This window comes from Streptomyces sp. NPDC048392, from assembly GCF_043200575.1.
GTDB lineage: Bacteria > Actinomycetota > Actinomycetes > Streptomycetales > Streptomycetaceae > Streptomyces.
This window is the reverse complement of sequence record NZ_JBICYB010000020.1, coordinates 60,260-76,222: the sequence shown is the minus strand read 5'-3', so window position 1 is coordinate 76,222 and position 15,963 is coordinate 60,260. Positions and strand designations below refer to the sequence as shown.

Sequence of the window (15,963 nt, the reverse complement as noted above, 5' to 3'; positions counted from 1 at the left end):
TCGGGTGGATCAGGCGGACAGGAGCGCGAGCTGGTCGGCTGTGAGCTCGAGGTCGGCAGCGGCGGCGGAGTCGCGGATGCTCGCGGGACGCGAGGCGCCGGGGATCGGGATCACGACGGGCGCGAGTGCGAGCTCCCACGCGAGTGTGACCCGGTAGACGCTCGTGCCGACCTCGTCGGCGACCCGCTGGAACGCGCCGTGCCGCCCTGCGAGGTCCTTGGCCTTCGCGATGCCCCCGAGGGGGCTCCACGGCAGGAAGGCGATGCCGAGCTCGGCGCAGTGCTCGAGTTCTCCCTGACTGGAGCGGAACGCGGGTGAGAACTGGTTCTGCACCGACACGAGCCGACCGTCGAGCACTTGGCGGGCTTCGTCGATCTGCGCGACGTCGGCGTTCGAGATGCCGGCCATCAGGATGACGCCCTCGTCGAGCAGTTCGCGCATCGCACCGATCGAGTCGGCGTAGGGCACGGCGGGGTCGGGGCGGTGGAACTGGTAGAGGCCGATCGCGTCGACACCGAGCCGGCGGGCGGACGCCTTGGCCGCACCCTTGAGGTACTCGGGGTCACCATTGCGCGTCCACCGCCCGTCGCCGGGACGCAGGTGACCGCCCTTGGTGGCGACGAGCACGTCGGCGGCGCCCGTGCCGTACTCGCGCAGCGCACGGGCGATGAGCTCCTCGTTGTGGCCGACCTCGTTCGCGTCGCGGTGGTAGGCGTCGGCCGTGTCAATGAGGGTGACGCCGGCGTCGAGCGCGGCGTGGACGGTGGCGACCGAACGCTCCGCGTCCGGACGTCCCTCGATCGACATCGGCATCCCGCCGAGGCCGATCGCGGAGACGGTCCGGTCGCCGATGGTGCGCTGCTGCATGAGTCTCCTTCTCTGGACGTCCTGGTGACCACGCTTGCCGTGCGACGCCGCGTGCTCACTCTAGGAAGCACAGATCCAGAAATCCAACAGCTACGAGTTCTGGTATTCAGAAGGCCGGGAGGTCAATCGGCCTGCGCCGGGCGTAACGTCCGGGCGCTATCTCTGCTTGCCGTCGCCTGGGGGTTCGCCTCCGCGCGTGCCGCAGTTCCTCACGGAGCACACGACCGGATCGCCGGCGCGGCTCGACGGCTCCCCTTAAGGCGCTGCCGGGTCCCCCGTACGGAGAACTCGTTGCCGTCGGGGTCCAGCATGAGCACCCGGCCGTCGTCCCCGCCGGTGTCGGTGCGCGTCGCGCCGAGCGAGACCAGCCGTTCGACCTCCGCGTCCCAGTCGGCGCCGGTGGGGAGCGCCAGTTCGAAGTACAGCCTGTTGGTGCCTGTCTTCGGAGCCACGGGCGGGCCACCCCACGTGATCTTCGTACCGCCGTTCGGGGACTGGATCGCGGTCTCCTGGTCCTGGTCCCAGACCAGCGGCCACCGCAGAGCCTCGCTCCAGAAGTGGCCGACCCTCTGCGTGCCGTCGCAGGCCAGCGCTCCGATGCGGTCGGTGTCGGCGAGGAACTCGTTGCCCGCATCGATGACGCAGAACTCGTTGCCGTCCGGATCGGCGAGTACCGCGTGCCCCTCTTCCGGGAGTTGGCCCACGTCGATGTGTTTCGCGCCGAGTTCCAGCGCTCTGGCCACCGTCTGCCGCTGGTCTTCCGGGGAGGAGCTGGTCAGGTCGAAGTGCGCCCGGTTCTGCCCGACTTTCGGCTCCCGGCTCGGCAGGAAACGGATGCGGAACCCGGTGGGGTCGGGGGCCACGACGGCGATGTCGCCTTCGGGGCCTTCCGCCAACTCCCAGCCCAGGACACCGGCCCAGAACCGTGCCAGGCCTGCGGGCCCGGTCGCGTGGAAGCAGATCGCGAACAGGTGACTGGTCATACCCCGAGCATCTCCGATCCACCGACGGCCCAGGCGGTGCCTCCCCCGCCCCGCGGGCGCAGCCTAGGGGGAGCCGCGCGGTACACGCACCCGATTTGCAGTGGCCCTGGTTGTTCCTGCTGTGCTCCCTCGGGTGCGGGCCCCGGATCGCCGTCATGGGACACGCCGTCGAGCCCAGCGGGCGACAGGGGGTCCGTCCGTCGCGTCACGGCGTCGACTCCGCGGGGCGGGCCAAGGAGGCGGGCGCCCCACCCCCCTCCCCCGGGTCCGAAGCGACGGACCGGCCCCGCCGCGGCGCCCGCCCCGCTTTCGGCCGGGGCGGGCACCGCAGCGGGGCCGGTCGGAGGACTCGCCGCGTCCAGGGTCAGTCGCGCGCGTTGTGGAACCGCTCTGCCCAGTAGGCGGTCCGGTTCAGGTAGGCGGTCTCGGCTGCCGGGCCGGTCAGCCCGTAGGCTCCGTCGTACGTCTGGTAATCCTGGCCGGCGGGCGGGGTGCTGTCCGCCGGTTCGATCGAGCTGCAGGCGAGTTGCATCGTGGCGCCCCCGCACGAGGTTGTCAACCGGCTGGACGAACCCCGCTCCCGGGCGATCGACGCCGGATTGGACTACACCAAGCCCTTGACAGCACGTTTCCATCACTCCTTAAATCACGTACTGAAGTAACTTCCTGCACCCCCACCTCCTCGTTCGAGCAGCCGTCACCGAACTTCGGCGTCTCCTCCGCCCGTCATGTCAAGACATGTCATGCGCATGCCAATAGATGTGTCCGTCATGTCCGTCGACGGAGAAGTCCGAGAGGTCCTGTGCCGGTTCCGACGACAGAAGAACAGGACAGTGACTCGTGATCACGACCTCTCCGCGCACCCCGACGGTGCGTGCTGTGCTGGGCACCACGGCTGCGGCCGCCCTACTCGCGGGCATCGGCTCCTTCCCCGCCGACGCCGCCGCTTCGGCCACCGGGCAGATCACCGGTGTCGGCGGCAAGTGCGTGGATGTCGCAGGCGCCGCCACGGCTGACGGAACGACCGTCCAGCTCTACGACTGCAACGGCACCGCCGCCCAGCAGTGGACCCGGGGCTCGGACGGCACGATCCGCGCACTCGGCAAGTGCCTGGACGTCGCCTCCGGAGCCACCGCCGACGGAACCCGTACCCAGCTGTGGGAGTGCAACGGCACGGCCGCCCAGCGGTGGACCGTCACCGCCGCAGGAGACATCGTCAATCCCCAGGCCGACAAGTGTTTGGACGCGACGGGCAACAGCTCGGCCAACGGCACGCCGCTGCAGATCTGGACGTGTACCGGAGCCGCCAACCAGAAGTGGACGGCGCCGGCCGGATCCGGCGAGCCGCCGACACCCGGGCCGGGGGCGATGGCCGTCGCGCCGTACCTCTACAACGGCTGGGGCAGCCCGCCGAACCCCACCACGGTGATGAACGCGACCGGAGTCAAGTGGTTCACACTCGCGTTCGTCCTGAGCAACGGCTACTGCAACCCGCAGTGGGACGGCGGCCGCCCCCTGACCGGAGGGGTCGACCAGCAGACCGTCAACACCGTCCGCGCGGCAGGCGGCGACGTCATCCCGTCCTTCGGAGGCTGGAGCGGCAACAAGCTGGAGAGCTCCTGCGGCAGTCCGGGGGAGCTGGCCGCCGCGTACCAGAAGGTGATCAACGCCTACGGGCTCAAGGCCATCGACATCGACATCGAGGCCGCGGCCTACGACAGCCCGACCGTGCAGCAACGCACCGTCGACGCGCTGAGGACCGTCAAGGCCGACAACCCCGGCCTCAAGGTGTACGTGACCTTCGGCACCGGACAGAACGGCCCCGACAACAGCCTCATCGGCAAAGCCGCCGCCTCCGGCCTCACCGTCGACAGCTGGACGATCATGCCGTTCAACTTCGGCGGGGCCGGGCAGGACATGGGCCGGCTCACCGTCCGTGCCGCGGAGGGCCTCAAGACAGCGGTGCAGAACGCCTACGGATACACGGACGACCAGGCCTACCGGCACACCGGGATCTCCTCGATGAACGGCGTCACCGACAACGGCGAGACGGTGACCGTCGCCGACTTCCGCACCATCCTCGCCTACGCCCGGCAGCGGCACCTGGCGCGGCTGACCTTCTGGTCGGTGAACCGCGACCGGCCGTGCACCGGAGGCGGGGCCGACACCTGCTCGGGCGTCTCCCAACAGCCCTGGGACTTCACCCGCGTCCTCGCGCAGTACAACGGCTGACGCGCGCCCTTCCCCCTCCCCCCACTCGAGCGCCCCGGCCTCACAGGAGAAGACACGATGTTCCGACCCCCGCGCCCGCCCGTCGACGGTGCCTCCCGCAGACCCCCGGTGCGCCGCGCCGCCCGCCCGTGGACCGCCATCGCCCCGGCCGCCGTCCTCACAGCCTCGCTCCTCACCACCGCGCAGCCGGCACAGGCCGCCGTCGCACCCCACGCCGGTGCCCCCTCGGGCGCCCCGGCGGTGGCCGCCGCCCTACCCGCCGGCTGGTCCACCGTGGTGAACACCGGCAGCGGCAAATGCCTCGACGCCGCGGCGGCCGGGACCGCCAACGGCACCGTGGTGCAGCAGTACTCCTGCAACAACAGCACCGCTCAGCAATGGAGCTTCACACCGACCGGCGACGGCTTCGTGCGCATCGCCAGCCGCAACGACGCGCAGCAGGTGGTCGACGTGAGCAACGTGTCCTCCGCGGACAACGCCGCCGTGCACCTGTGGACGTACGGCGGTGGTGACAACCAGCAGTGGCAGGCCGTCGACGAGGGCGCAGGCGCGTACCGCTTCGTCAACCGGCACAGTGGCAAATGTCTCGACGTCCCCTCCGCGTCGAGTGCCGACGGCGTCCAACTGGTCCAGTACGCCTGCAACGGCACGGCCGCCCAGCGTTTCCGGGTCACGCCTGTCAGCACCGCGCCCGCAGACGTCGACCTCGGCCCCAACGTGGCCGTGTTCGACCCGTCGATGCCGTCGTCCACCATCCAGAGCCGGCTGGACTCCATCTTCCGGCAGCAGGAGACCAACCAGTTCGGCTCGCAGCGCTACGCGGTGCTGTTCAAGCCGGGCACGTACAACAACGACGTCAACGTCGGCTTCTACACCCAGGTCGCCGGCCTCGGTCAGTCACCCGACTCGGTGACGATCAACGGCGCCGTGCACGTGGAAGCCGACTGGTTCCCGCCGCAGAACGCCACCCAGAACTTCTGGCGCGGCGCCGAGAACCTCTCCGTCAACCCGACCGGCGGCACCGACCGGTGGGCCGTCTCCCAGGCGTCCGCGTACCGGCGGATGCACGTGCGCGGCAACCTGGAACTCAGCGACGGCGGGTGGTCGAGCGGCGGCTTCATGGCCGACACCAGGATCGACGGCCAGGTCCGCTCCGGCACCCAGCAGCAGTGGCTGACCCGCAACTCCCGGCTCGGCGGCTGGACCGGATCGAACTGGAACATGGTCTTCGTCGGCAGCCAGGGAGTGCCCGGCACCAGCTTCCCCGACCCGCCCTACACCACCGTCGACCGGACTCCCACCGTGCGGGAGAAGCCCTTCCTGTACGTGGACGGCTCGGGCGCCTACAAGGTGTTCGTCCCCTCCTTGCGCGACAACTCCTCGGCCACCAGCTGGGCGAACGGGAACCCGGCCGGAACCTCGCTCGGCATCGACCAGTTCCATGTCGTCAAGCCGGGCGCGTCCGCGGCTCAGATCAACGCCGCCCTGGCGGAGGGGAAGAACCTCCTGGTCACCCCCGGCGTCTACCACCTCGACGAGACGCTACGCGTGACCCGCCCCGACACGGTGGTCCTCGGTCTCGGCCTGGCCACGTTCGTCCCGGACAACGGCGTCACGGCGATGACCGTCGCCGACGTCGACGGGGTGAAGGTCGCGGGCGTCCTCTTCGACGCCGGAACGACCAACTCGCGTACGCTCATGGAGGTTGGCCCGACCGGTGCCGCCGCCGACCACTCGGCGGACCCCACCTCGTTGCACGACGTGTACTTCCGGGTGGGCGGGGCCGCCGTCGGCAAGGCGACCACCAGCCTTGTCGTCAACAGCGACGACGTCATCGGCGACCACATGTGGATCTGGCGCGCCGACCACGGCAGCGGCGTCGGCTGGACCAGCAACACGGCCGACACCGGACTCGTCGTCAATGGCGACGACGTGACCGTGTACGGCTTGTTCGTCGAGCACTACCAGAAGCATCAGACCCTGTGGAACGGCAACGGCGGCCGGACGTACTTCTACCAGAACGAGATGCCCTACGACCCGCCCAGCCAGGGCGCCTGGATGGACGGCTCCACCGAGGGCTACGCCGCCTACAAGGTCGCGGACTCCGTCACCAGCCACGAGGCATACGGCCTCGGGAGCTACTGCTTCTTCAACGTGAATCCGGGCGTCACGGCCGAGCACGCCTTCGAGGTCCCCGACAGCCCGAACGTGCGCTTCAGCAACATGGTGACGGTCTCCCTCGGCGGGACCGGCACCATCCGGCACGTCGTCAACGACCGGGGCGGCCCGTCCGACTCGTCCACCAACGTCGCCAACCTGGTGAGCTACCCGTGACGCGGCTCGCGGCACGGCTGTTGGTCCAGCAGTGGTGACCCGTACGCGAGGCTTCGGGCGACCATCGTTTCGTGGCACGCCACAGTGACAAGTGGCTGAGTGCGGCCGGGAGTTCCGCGAGCGGTGTGCATCTGGTGCAACGTCCGTGCGACGGCTCTCCCGCCCAGAGCTTTCGCCTGACCGTCGAGGCCTGACGTCGGTCACGGCAGTGCCGTCCCGACAGGCCGGGCCGCCACGGTCCGCCGTCCCGCCCGGAGATCTGCCCGCTCCCTGCCCGAGCAGGCTCCGGGCAGGGGCGGCCGGACGGCCTGCGGACGGCCCGGGCGCGTCATCCGTGGACGGTGAGCCGGTAGCCCTCGGGGCCGGTGAAGGTGAACGTCGGCCCGAAGGGACTGTCCTGCACCGGGCCCTCGACCTGGACCCCCGCCGCGACGAGCCGCGCGTGCAGCTTGGTGGCATCATCGGTGCGCAGCCACAGGGCCACCCCCAGCCCCGGGACGGAGCCGCCGGTGAGGTCGGTGCCCGGAAGCGGCTCGCGGACAGCGAAAGGGATCGGGGTCGTGGCGAAGACCACGGCACGGGGCGGCGAGACGGGGGCGCGGCGCAGGCCGAGGTGTTCCTCGAAGAAGGCCGCGGCGGCGGGCACGTCCGTGACCTGCAGAGCGATGAAATCGGGGCCCTCGACGGTGGCGGTCATGGTTCCTCCAGGGGCTGGTATGTCAGTACTTTGACATACGGGACTGTAGGCACACGCCGCCCCACATGTCAAAATACTGACATGGAAGATCGGACACCCGTACCCCTGCCGCACCCCGCCCAGAACGTCACCGAGCACGTGGGGTACCGCCTCAAGCGCGCCTCGGCCGCCTTGCGCACCGCCATGGACACAGCGCTGCGCGAGCACGAGCTGACCGTCCCCCAGTACTCCTGCCTGGAGCTCCTCGATCGGCAACCCGGCCTGTCCAACGCCGATCTCGCCCGCGGCACCTTCGTCACCCGGCAGTCGGCCAACGTGGTCCTGCGCGGCCTCGAGGACGCCGGTCTGGTCACCCGGCCGACGTCCGCGGAACACGGCCGCGCCCTGCCCGTACACCTCACCCCGGCCGGACGGGACCGCCTGCACGCCGCCCGCAGCGCCGTCTACACCATCGAGGAACGCATGATCACCCATGTGCCCGCAGACCGCCTCACCGCACTGCTGACCGACCTCGACGCCATGGCCGACGCACTCGGCGGGACTGCCGAGGTGAAGGACACGCCCAAGGATCGTTGAGCGACCGGCTCTCCTCGGGCACCGGTCTCGGATCGGCGATCGGCCGACCCCGTGACAATGCCGTCACCCCCGGACCGCGTCGCAAGGGGTTGTCCCGCTCGTGGGTGAGCGGCCGGCTCCGGCGGTCAGCGACGGGCGCGGGTGAGCAACGCCGCATGCGGCGACATCAGCACCTCCTCCTCGTCGGCGGAAGGCCGGCTCAAACGATCAAGATGCTCTTGACCGGGGGAAGGCAGGTGTACACAAGACCGAGGGAGGACCACATGGAGCCGTCGGAACTTCGCCGCGCGGTCGAGGCAGGACGGGCGACCGCGTCGGAGCTGGGGGTTCAGGTGAACGGCGCAGTCGTCGTCCACAACTCGGACCGTCTCGCACTGCGCCTGACCCCTTGTGACGTTCTGGTTCGGGTCGCTCCCCCGGGACAACTGGCTGATTCCGGGTTCGAGGTGGAGGTCGCCCGGCATCTCGCCGAGGCCGGGGCTCCCGTGGCCGAGCTCGATCCCCGGATCGATCCCCGAGTCCACGTGCGTGATTCCTTCGCGCTCTCGTTCTGGACGTACTACGAGCCTGTGGAACGGGAGATCGCGCCGGCCGCCTACGCGGACGCGTTCACGCGCCACCATGCCGCCCTGCGGCAGATCGAACTCGACGCACCGCACTTCACCGATCGTGTCGCCCGGGCACTGGAAGAGGTCGACGACCGGGAGCGCTCCCCCGACCTGCCCGACTCCGACCGGGAACTCCTGAGGGACACGCTCAGCCGGGTGAGTGCCGCGAGCATCTACGACAAGGGCGGCGACCAGCTGTTGCACGGCGAGCCGCATCCGGGCAACCTCCTCAGCACGAAGAAGGGCCGCTCTTCGTAGACCTCGCCACGTGCTGCCGTGGGCCGGTGGAGTTCGACCTCGCCCACGCGCCCGAGGAAGTGGGACGACACTGCGCGGGCGCCGATCAGGACCTGATCCACCGGTGCCGCGCCCTGAACTGGGCGATGTTCTCGGCCTGGCGCTGGCGTCGCGGCGACCAGATGCCGGACCGTGACCGCCGGAGAGTGGAGGGGCTCGACCGGGTCCGTGCCTCACTTGATCGCTGTGGACCGGGCTGATGCCGGCGCAGGGGCCTCCCGGGCGGGGTCCAACTCCCCCGGCAGGTGCGGGAGGAGGGAGCGGCGGTGGGCGCCTGAAGCGGGTTGGTCTCAGTGGCCGCGCCGGGGCAGGCGTACCACCTGGACGAAGAAGTCGTCGATCTGGCGTACCGCCGCGATGAACTGGTCCAGGTCGACCGGCTTGGTGACGTAGGCGTTCGCGTGCAGTCGGTAGCTGCGCAGGATGTCCTCCTCGGCCGCCGAGGTGGTGAGGACGACCACCGGGATGTCGTTCAGCTCCGGGTCGGACTTGATCTTCTCCAGGACCTGCCGCCCGTCGTACTTGGGGAGGTTGAGGTCGAGGAGGATGAGGTCCGGGCGGGGCGCGGCGGTGTGGCCGGCTCGGCGGTAGAGGAAGTCGAGCGCCTCCTCGCCGTCCCGGACCACGTGCAGTGTGTTGCCGATCTTGTTGTCCTCGAAGGCCTCACGGGTCATCAGCTCGTCGCCCGGGTCGTCCTCCACGAGAAGGACGTCGATCGGTGTGGCGGGTGTCGTCATGCCAGAGCCTTTTCCTCGGTGCGGGAGTCGGTGCCGTCCGTGTCGTTCTCTCCGGACGGCAGGGTGAAGCAGAGGCGGGTGCCGCCCGTGCGGGCGGTGTCGATCCAGATGCGGCCGCCGTGGTGTTCGACGATCTTCTTGCACAGGGCCAGACCGATGCCCGTGCCGCCGTACGAGTCGCGGCTGTGCAGTCGCTGGAAGATGACGAAGACCTTCTCGGCGAACTCGTGCGGGATGCCGATGCCGTTGTCGGTGACGGACAGCAGCCAGGTGCCGGGGTGGTCCGGGTCGCCGTCGCAGGTGATCCGGATCTGCGGGCCCCGGTCGGGATGACGGAACTTGACGGCGTTGCCGACCAGGTTCTGCCAGAGCATGGCCAGCAGCGTCGGGTCTCCGAGGACCCGGGGAAGCTGCTCGGGGCGTTCGACCTGTGCCCCGGCCTCGGTGACGACGGTGTCCAGGTTGGCGAGCGCCTTGGACAGCACCTGGTCGAGGTCGACCTCCACACGGGCGTCGTTCAACCGCCCGACACGCGAGAAGGTGAGCAGGTCGTTGATGAGGATCTGCATGCGCTTGGCGCCGTCGACGGCGAAGTCGATGTACTGACGGCCCCGGTCGTCGAGCTTGTCGCTGTACCGCTTCTCCAGGAGCTGGCAGAAGGAGGCGACCTTGCGCAGGGGCTCCTGGAGGTCGTGGGAGGCGACGTAGGCGAACTGTTCCAGTTCGGCGTTGGAGCGGCGCAGTTCGACGGCCTGGGCGTCCAGGTCGGTGGTCTGCCGGGTCAGGGCGTCCTGCTGCCTGCGGGACGCCCCGAGTTCGGCCACGATCCTCTGCCGCATGTCCTCGACGTCGCCCGCCACCGCGGTGAGGTCCGCCGGGCCCTCGGCGGGGATGGTGTACTCGAACTCTCCCCGTGCCACCCTGCGCGAGGCCTCGCGCAGGGCTTGGAGGGGCCGGGCCACCAGCAGACGTACCACGATCGCCAGGGCCACGCCGGCCAGCAGGAACGCCGCCACCATGCCGCCGAAGGTCAGGTTGCGGAGCGTCCGGGCGTCCTCCAGTTCCGTCTTGCCGTCCTCGACGACGCCCGCGAGATCGCCGTTCTGCCTGGCCCACCCGGTGCGCATCCGGTCGAAGACCTCCTTGCCCCGTGCCACGGTCGTCTCGTCCACGGTCCGGGGCTCACCGGGGTCCACACCCTCCACGAGGGGGCGCGCGTAGGTGCGCCGCCAGCTCTCCGCCTGCCGCTGCACCGTCTCCAGGTCCGCCAGCAGCGCGGGCTGGTCGCCGATCAGCTCACGCAGCCGGGCGGCTGCCCGGGCCTCGTCCTTCCTGCCCTGCTCGTAGGGGGCGAGGAACTGCCGGTCGGCGGCGATGGCGTAGCCGCGCACACCGGTCTCCTGATTGACCAGGGCGGCCTGCAACCGGTATGCCTCGGTCTGGGCGGGCTGGACACGGTCGGTCAGCTGATCGGTGACCTCCGTGGTCCGGTCCTGCACCCGGGCACCGACCACCGATCCGACCACCACGAAAAGGACCATCAGGGCCAGTACCAGATGGAACCAGCCCGGCACCGTCAGCCGGCCGATGCCCCACGGCCTGCGTGTCCTGTCACCCACTGCGTTCTTCGCCACCCTCGTTCTCGTCCGCTTCCGCCGCGTTCCGGCGCAGATGCAGCACGGCCACGTCGTCGTCCAGGCCGCCCTGACTCTCGGCGAGTGCCTCGGCCCGGTGGATCAGCCCGTCGACGAAGGCGTCCGGCGCCAGTCGCGCCACCTCCTTCGCGAGCAGGAACAGGCCGTCCTCACCGAGCCGCTCCCTGCCGCGGCCCACATAGCCCTCGAAGAGTCCGTCGGTGAAGAGCACCAGCGCCGCGCCCGCGGGCAGCGGCAGTTCCTGCACCGGCCAGCGGGCCAGGCCGGGCACCACACCCAGGGCGGGCCCGCCGGCGACCTCGACCCACCGCACCTCTCCGTCGTCGGTGCGCAGCAGCAGACCCGGATGCCCGGCACGGGTCATCCGCACGCGGTGTCCACCGGGCGCGAGGCTGAGGCTCGTCAGCGTGGCGAACACCTCGACGCGGGCTCGCTCGGCGACGAGGATCTCCTCCAGCCGGGCCAGTTGCTCGGCTCCGGTGACACCGCTGAGCACCAGCGTGCGCCAGGCTATGCGCAGGGCCACGCCGAGGGCCGCCTCGTCGGGGCCGTGGCCGGAGACGTCGCCGATGACGGCGTGCACGGTTCCGTCGACGCTCTCGACGATGTCGTAGAAGTCGCCGCCCAGCAGCGCCTGGGCGCGTCCGGGCCGGTAGCGGGCCACGACGTCCACCCCGGTGCCGTGCAGCAGCGGCCGGGGCAGCAGCCCGCGCTCCAGCCGGGCGTTCTCCCGCGCCTGCATCTGGCTGGCCCGCAGGGCCGCCGCGGCCTGCTCGGCCTCCTTGCGCTGTATCGCGTACCGCACGGACCTGACGAAGAGTTCCGGCTCGACTCTGCCCTTGACCAGGTAGTCCTGCGCACCCGCCGCCACAGCGGCGAGACCGGTCTCGTCCTCGGCCAGTCCCGTGAGCACGACGACGGCGACCTGGTCGGCCAGGGAGTGCACCATGGACACCGCCTCAAGGCCCCGCGCGTCGGACAGGTGCAGATCGAGGAGTACGCAGTCCGGCGCCTCATGCTCCAGCACCTCACGTGCCTCGGCCATGGACCGGACCCAGCGCAAACGCATCCGCAGCGCACTGTCGGCCACGAGTTCCTCGACCAGCAGGGCATCGCCGGGGTCGTCCTCGATGAGGAGGACCGACGGCTCCCTCCATCGCCATGCCGCCGAGGCGGAATCCTCCGCTGGTGAGGGCACACCGGTAGCCCATGTCTGTGCCGCCGCCACCCCTGCCTCCGTCTTTCCGCCCCGTTGTCCACTGGTCGTGCCCTGGGTGACGGACCTGAGCGCCCCCTCGGACCGCAACCCCTGCGACGGACTCACCCGCCTCGCAGAATGTACACAACATCCTGCGGCTGCCGTGCGTCACGCCGGAGGACCGCCCCCGTCTCACGGAGCGGCGGCCGAGGCGCTACACGGAGCGACGCCCGAAAGCGGCGTCGCCGGGATCGTCGGCCAGGGCGATACGGACGGTGATCCGTTTGCCGACCGGTTCGCGTCGCGCCTCGAAGCCCTGGGCGACAGCCATCACGATCTCCAGGCCGTGCTGTCCGACCCGGCCGGCGTCCGCGGCCCGAGCGACCGGCAGCACCGGATCGGAGTCCCACACCGCGACCTCCACCGAGTCGCCACCGAGGCGGAGATCCATCAGAGCCGGCCCGGGAGCGTACTTGCGCGCGTTGGTGACCAACTCGCTGACCACCAGCTGGGTCAGGTCCATGGCACGCTGTGAGACGGCCGCGCCGTACTCGGCCCGCGCCCGGATGAGGAATCTGGCGGCCAGGTGACGAGCCGTGGCTATACAGGCACCGTCACCGTCCAGCGCCACGCTGGTCCGTACGGCTCGGTCGTCCGATGCCGCCTCGTCCTGCCCCACCGGGTCCGGTTCCCTCACGGCCGCCATTCGTTCCCCCTCACGTCGACGGCGCATACCCCCATATCCGCGAGGCACACCCGGCCCTGTTGTTGTGTGCGCCACACCGAAGCGCCGGACAAAGCCGGGCGGCGCTGCGCGCGTGGTCGCACGTGTGCCAGGATCACCGGCATGGCTGACGCAGAGACAACGGGCACCGAGCACGCCGGACAGCTGTCGGCCCACACCACCGACAGCAACGGCGTCCGCGTCGTGACCCTGGCCGGAGAGATCGACCACCACACCAGTGACACGCTCCGCCGGGCCCTGGACGCCACAGGCGGCCCCGGGCCCCGCGTCGTGGTCGACCTCCACCAGGTCACGTTCATGGATTCCAGCGGCATCAACGTCCTCATCACCGCGCACAACGCCCTCACCGAGGCAGGAGGCTGGTTGCGCCTGGCCGCGGCCCGCCACGCCGTGGAGCGCACGATCGGCATCGTCGGTGTCGACACGTTCATCGACTGCCACAGCACGCTCGAACAGGCCCTCGGCGACTGAACACCGCACGAGACCCGGCCAGCCGCCTGCCGCACCTGCCACCGAATACCGCCGGAGCGATGACGGTACGCGTGGGTACGGGCGAAGTGTGAGGATGGTCGTATGGGCGTACGGACCAGGAATCACGTCACGGTGACCGGCCGGGAGGACGGGCCGGTGCTGTCGCCGGCGCACGGCTTCGGCTGCGACCAGAACATCTGGCGCCCGGCCGTGCCGATCCCGCGGAGCGATTCCCAGGTGTTCACGCCCGTCCATGCCGGGGCCGGCCGTTCGGGCCCGTCGGCATGGAGCGACGCCGGGCACACCAGCCGGGACGGCCACGTGGACGACGATCTGGCGACCGGGCACCGGGGCGGGTTCGGTGCGGCGGACATGGAGGCACTGCTGGGACCGCCGGAAGCGAACTGTCCGGGCCGGCCGGTGGCGATGGCACCGGTCACCGTGGGTGACGGGGTGCGGCCTGAGCCGGGGCAGGAGCCGACCAGCGGCTTCTGCCGCACCGCCCCGAGGATGATCGCCCGCGTCTTCGCCCACGTCACGTTCCTGTCCGGCAACCGCGCCGGCCGCGTCCGGGCCACGGGGCCCGCGCCGGTGGCACAGAGCTCCCGCGATCTGATCGCTCCGCCGGAGGTGGGCGCGTTCGTGCGTGCGCGGGTCCCCGGCAGCGAACCGGTCGCCCTGCCCCCGACCGGGCACTGCCCGCGGCTGAGCGCACCGGAGCCGACCGCCGCGGCGATCGGCTACTCCGCCTCCTTCGCCTCGGGAGGGAGGCGGTGACGTGCGGATCCGGCGACGACCGAGAACCCGGCACGTATGCGACCGGCGAGCCCGCCGAGGACCGGGTGCCGTTCTCCGCCCTGCTGGAGGACAGCGTCGAGGACCTGTACGAGAACGCTCCGTGCGGCTACCTCTCGACGCTGCTGGACGGAGACATCGCCAAGATCAACCGGACCTTGCTGGACTGGCTCGGCTACCGGCGTGAGGACGTCGTCGGACGCAAGCGGTTCGCCGACCTGCTCACCGTCGGTGGCAAGCTCTACCACGAGACGCACTACGCGCCGCTCCTGCGCATGCAGGGAGAGCTCAGGGGGATCGCACTCGAGCTGAAGACGGCTGACGGCAGCCGACTGCCGGTCCTGGCCACCTCGACCGTCAAGACCGGCAGCGACGGGCAGCCGCTGCTGATCCGCACCACCCTCTTCGACGCCCGTGAACGCCGCGCGTACGAGACCGAGCTGCTGCGTGCCCGGCAGGAAGCCGACCGCGAGCGCGAACGGATCCAGCGTCTGGCCACCACACTGCAACAGACCCTGGTGCCGCCCGCGCTGGAGAACGTACCCGGCCTGGAAGTGGCAGCGCACTACCACATCGCCTCCCTCGACAGGGTCGGCGGCGACTTCTACGACCTCTTCCCTCTCACCCACGGCACCTGGGGCCTGTTCCTGGGTGACGTGTGCGGCAAGGGTGCCGCCGCAGCCGCCGTCACCTCGCTGGCCCGCTACACGCTGCGCGCCGCCGCCGTCTACGATTCCGCCCCGGCCGCCGTTCTGGGCAACCTGAACACCGTGCTCAACCACGAGTACAACGGCACCGACCCGCGGTTCTGCACCGTCGTCTTCGGTCTGCTCACCACCGACGACCACGGCGGCTTCGGCATCACACTGGCCAGTGGCGGACACCCGCCGGCACTCCTGATGCGTGCCGACGGGAGCACGGACTACCTCCCCACCCCCGGCGGTCAGCTCATCGGCGTCCTGCCCGACGCCCACATCGCCACCGTCACCGTCCACCTCTCCCCCGGCGACACCCTGCTCCTGTACACCGACGGACTCACCGAAGCCCGCACCGACCAGTCGGGCGGACGCTACGGCGACGAAGCACTACTGGAATTCGCCCGCGCCCTGGCCCCCGCCACCGCATCCGCCGCCGTCGAAGCCCTGAGCGGCCTGCTCGACACCCTGGGATCCGGCGTGGACGACGACACCGCGGTCCTGGCCATCACCGTGCCCCGGCGAACCAGTGAAGAGCAGCAGTGAGCCACCTGACCGTTCGCACCCGCAGCGTCCCGGGCGGACCGCTCATCGAACTGGTGGGTGAGCTCGACCACGACAGCGCCCCCGACGTCCGCGATCATCTGTCCCGCACATCGCTGGAAGCGGGGCAGCAGCTCATCGTCGACCTCGCCGGAATCACCTTCTGCGACTCCAGCGGCATCACCGTACTGATCGCCGCCCGCAACCTGACCCTTCAGGCCCACGCGGACCTCGCCCTGGCCGCTGTCCCGGACCGTCTCCACCGGATCCTCCGTATCGTCGGGCTCGACAAGGTCTTCCCCACCCACCCCACGGCCCAGGCCGCCGCGGACGCCTGGAAACCGCTCGGCGCCTGAGAGGCACGCCGTCCGGACGCACTCCCCCCGTACGGCGTAGACAGTCCCGGCCTGTCGGCCTCGACGCTGTGCGCCCCGCCCCGCCCCGCAGCCCCCGCCCCGCTCCGCAGCCGCAGCGTCAATTCCGCGCCAGCGGGTAAACGGGGCTCAACGAGGCCAAGCCGAGGAAGGACG

General features: G+C 70.6%; 15 protein-coding genes and 2 pseudogenes. 9 read left to right on the top strand and 8 right to left on the bottom strand.

The window, feature by feature from the left end:
* Positions 1–9: 9 nt before the first annotated feature.
* The 3 genes from ACGFYH_RS24645 to ACGFYH_RS24635 form a co-directional block, all read right to left on the bottom strand.
* Positions 10–867, bottom strand: a complete 858-nt coding sequence (locus ACGFYH_RS24645) for an aldo/keto reductase (protein ID WP_393805329.1) — start codon at positions 865–867, stop codon at positions 10–12.
* A gap of 209 nt (positions 868–1,076) precedes the next feature.
* The gene (locus ACGFYH_RS24640; protein WP_393805328.1) at positions 1,077–1,850 is read right to left on the bottom strand and encodes a VOC family protein; all 774 of its coding nucleotides are present in this window, start codon (positions 1,848–1,850) and stop codon (positions 1,077–1,079) included.
* Positions 1,851–2,214: 364 nt separating this feature from the next.
* Positions 2,215–2,382 carry a hypothetical protein gene (locus ACGFYH_RS24635; protein WP_393805327.1) on the bottom strand — a complete coding sequence of 56 codons (168 nt, stop codon included), beginning with the start codon at positions 2,380–2,382 and terminating at the stop codon, positions 2,215–2,217.
* Between the two features lie 311 nt (positions 2,383–2,693).
* Here ACGFYH_RS24635 and ACGFYH_RS24630 point away from each other — a divergent pair, with 311 nt between their 5' ends.
* The 3 genes and pseudogenes from ACGFYH_RS24630 to ACGFYH_RS24620 all read left to right on the top strand — a co-directional run.
* Positions 2,694–4,082 (top strand): lectin, encoded by a 1,389-nt coding sequence (locus ACGFYH_RS24630; protein WP_393805375.1) that lies wholly within the window; start codon positions 2,694–2,696, stop codon positions 4,080–4,082.
* A 57-nt stretch (positions 4,083–4,139) separates the two neighbouring features.
* On the top strand, positions 4,140–6,416 hold the full coding sequence (locus tag ACGFYH_RS24625) for an RICIN domain-containing protein (protein ID WP_393805326.1): 2,277 nt from the start codon (positions 4,140–4,142) through the stop codon (positions 6,414–6,416).
* 62 nt (positions 6,417–6,478) lie between these two features.
* A pseudogene (locus tag ACGFYH_RS24620) lies at positions 6,479–6,610 on the top strand (RICIN domain-containing protein); the annotation flags it as partial.
* Positions 6,611–6,744: 134 nt separating this feature from the next.
* On the opposite strand, the gene ACGFYH_RS24615 reads toward ACGFYH_RS24620, so the two are convergent.
* A complete protein-coding gene (locus ACGFYH_RS24615; protein WP_393805325.1) occupies positions 6,745–7,113 on the bottom strand; it encodes a VOC family protein in 369 nt (122 codons plus the stop codon).
* 81 nt (positions 7,114–7,194) lie between these two features.
* On the opposite strand from ACGFYH_RS24615, the gene ACGFYH_RS24610 reads away from it, so the two are divergent.
* Together ACGFYH_RS24610 and ACGFYH_RS24605 are read left to right on the top strand one after the other, a co-directional pair.
* Positions 7,195–7,689 (top strand): MarR family winged helix-turn-helix transcriptional regulator, encoded by a 495-nt coding sequence (locus ACGFYH_RS24610; RefSeq protein WP_393805324.1) that lies wholly within the window; start codon positions 7,195–7,197, stop codon positions 7,687–7,689.
* Positions 7,690–7,952: 263 nt separating this feature from the next.
* Positions 7,953–8,794: pseudogene (locus ACGFYH_RS24605) on the top strand (aminoglycoside phosphotransferase family protein).
* A gap of 90 nt (positions 8,795–8,884) precedes the next feature.
* Here the strand turns inward: ACGFYH_RS24605 and ACGFYH_RS24600 are convergent.
* The 4 genes from ACGFYH_RS24600 to ACGFYH_RS24585 all read right to left on the bottom strand — a co-directional run bounded on the left by ACGFYH_RS24600 (position 8,885) and on the right by ACGFYH_RS24585 (position 12,890).
* On the bottom strand, positions 8,885–9,331 hold the full coding sequence (locus ACGFYH_RS24600) for a response regulator (protein ID WP_393805323.1): 447 nt from the start codon (positions 9,329–9,331) through the stop codon (positions 8,885–8,887).
* Complete coding sequence (locus ACGFYH_RS24595) at positions 9,328–10,872, bottom strand: CHASE3 domain-containing protein (protein ID WP_393805374.1); 1,545 nt, start codon at positions 10,870–10,872, stop codon at positions 9,328–9,330. Before ACGFYH_RS24595 ends, ACGFYH_RS24600 begins: the two co-directional genes overlap by 4 nt.
* Positions 10,873–10,942: 70 nt before the next feature.
* Positions 10,943–12,184, bottom strand: a complete 1,242-nt coding sequence (locus tag ACGFYH_RS24590; protein WP_393805322.1) for a PP2C family protein-serine/threonine phosphatase — start codon at positions 12,182–12,184, stop codon at positions 10,943–10,945.
* Positions 12,185–12,398: 214 nt separating this feature from the next.
* Positions 12,399–12,890 carry an ATP-binding protein gene (locus tag ACGFYH_RS24585; protein WP_393805321.1) on the bottom strand — a complete coding sequence of 164 codons (492 nt, stop codon included), beginning with the start codon at positions 12,888–12,890 and terminating at the stop codon, positions 12,399–12,401.
* Positions 12,891–13,031: 141 nt separating this feature from the next.
* Between ACGFYH_RS24585 and ACGFYH_RS24580 the strand changes: the two genes are divergently transcribed.
* From ACGFYH_RS24580 to ACGFYH_RS24565, 4 genes are all read left to right on the top strand, one after another.
* A complete protein-coding gene (locus ACGFYH_RS24580) occupies positions 13,032–13,400 on the top strand; it encodes an STAS domain-containing protein (protein ID WP_393805320.1) in 369 nt (122 codons plus the stop codon).
* 102 nt (positions 13,401–13,502) lie between these two features.
* Positions 13,503–14,177, top strand: a complete 675-nt coding sequence (locus ACGFYH_RS24575) for an alpha/beta fold hydrolase (protein WP_393805319.1) — start codon at positions 13,503–13,505, stop codon at positions 14,175–14,177.
* Complete coding sequence (locus ACGFYH_RS24570) at positions 14,174–15,436, top strand: PP2C family protein-serine/threonine phosphatase (protein ID WP_393805318.1); 1,263 nt, start codon at positions 14,174–14,176, stop codon at positions 15,434–15,436. The genes ACGFYH_RS24575 and ACGFYH_RS24570 overlap by 4 nt, the downstream gene beginning before the upstream one ends.
* Positions 15,433–15,789, top strand: a complete 357-nt coding sequence (locus ACGFYH_RS24565) for an STAS domain-containing protein (RefSeq protein WP_393805317.1) — start codon at positions 15,433–15,435, stop codon at positions 15,787–15,789. Before ACGFYH_RS24570 ends, ACGFYH_RS24565 begins: the two co-directional genes overlap by 4 nt.
* Positions 15,790–15,963: the final 174 nt, after the last annotated feature.